1 protein-coding gene is annotated in these 1,104 nt (G+C 65.2%); it reads left to right on the top strand.

Annotated features, from left to right (window positions below; genetic code table 11):
• Positions 1–77: 77 nt before the first annotated feature.
• Positions 78–1,104, top strand: a 1,027-nt coding sequence (locus tag AC0CH3_RS17700) for an IS110 family RNA-guided transposase (protein WP_465238116.1), incomplete at its 3' end; no start/stop codon positions are given.

Raw genomic sequence — 1,104 nt, 5'->3', positions numbered from 1 at the left:
TGGTGATGGGGTGGACGCCCCCCGACTGCATCGATGTGCGATAGTGGAGGTGTTGAACACCACTGAGGGAGGCGTCCGTGTCAGAGGTTACCACGATCGGGTTGGATATCGCCAAGCATGTTTTCCACGCGCACGGTGCCGATGAGCGCGGAGGGACGGTGTTCAGCCGCCGGCTGACCCGTGGCAAGCTGCTCGACTTCTTCGCCAGGCATCCGCGTTGCGTGGTGGCGCTGGAGGCATGCGGCGGTGCGCATCACTGGGCGCGCGAGTTGCGGGCGATGGGCCATGAGGTTCGGCTAATCCCGCCAGCGTACGTGAAGCCATTCGTGAAGCGCCACAAGAACGATGCGGTGGATGCCGAGGCGATCTGCGAGGCGGCGCAGCGGCCGAGCATGCGGTTCGTGGCGGTTAAGAGCGAGGAGCAGCAGGCGGCAGCGCTGGTATTTCGCACACGCGACCTGGCGGTGAAGCAGCGAACACAGATCGCCAATGCTATCCGTGGCCATCTGGCAGAATATGGCTGGGTAGCACCCAAGGGTGCCGCTCACCTCGCGATGTTGGCAGATTTGCTCGAAGACGGCGAGATCGGCCAAACGCTGCCGGAGGCGGCGCGGCCGATGTTTGCCATGATGATCGGCATGCTGGCCAATCTCGACAAGCAGATCGCCGAGCTGGACAAGGAGATCACGCGTCGCGCTCGCCAGGACGAGGTTGCACGCCGGTTGATGACCATCCCGGGCGTTGGACCGATCACGGCAACGGCCATTGCCGCGATAGCGCCCGCGGCCGAGACCTTCGCCAAGGGGCGTGATTTCGCTGCCTGGCTTGGCTTGGTGCCGAAGCAGGCGTCGACAGGCGGCAAGCAGAAGCTGGGCGCGATCTCGCGCATGGGCGAACGAACCCTGAGGCGGCTGCTCATCATCGGGGCCAGCGCGGTCGTGCTCCAGGCGAGCAAGCGCGGTGCGCCCGCCGGCTCATGGCTCGAGGGCATGCTTGCCCGGAAACCACGCATGCTGGTCACGGTCGCCCTCGCCAACAAGATGGCGCGCACCGTGTGGGCATTGCTGGTGAAGCGAGAGGATTACAGAGCTCCGGTCGCAGTCG

The sequence above is a fragment of the Sphingomonas sp. AC449 genome, from assembly GCF_979253475.1.
This window is presented reverse-complemented; position numbering and strand designations above follow the sequence as displayed.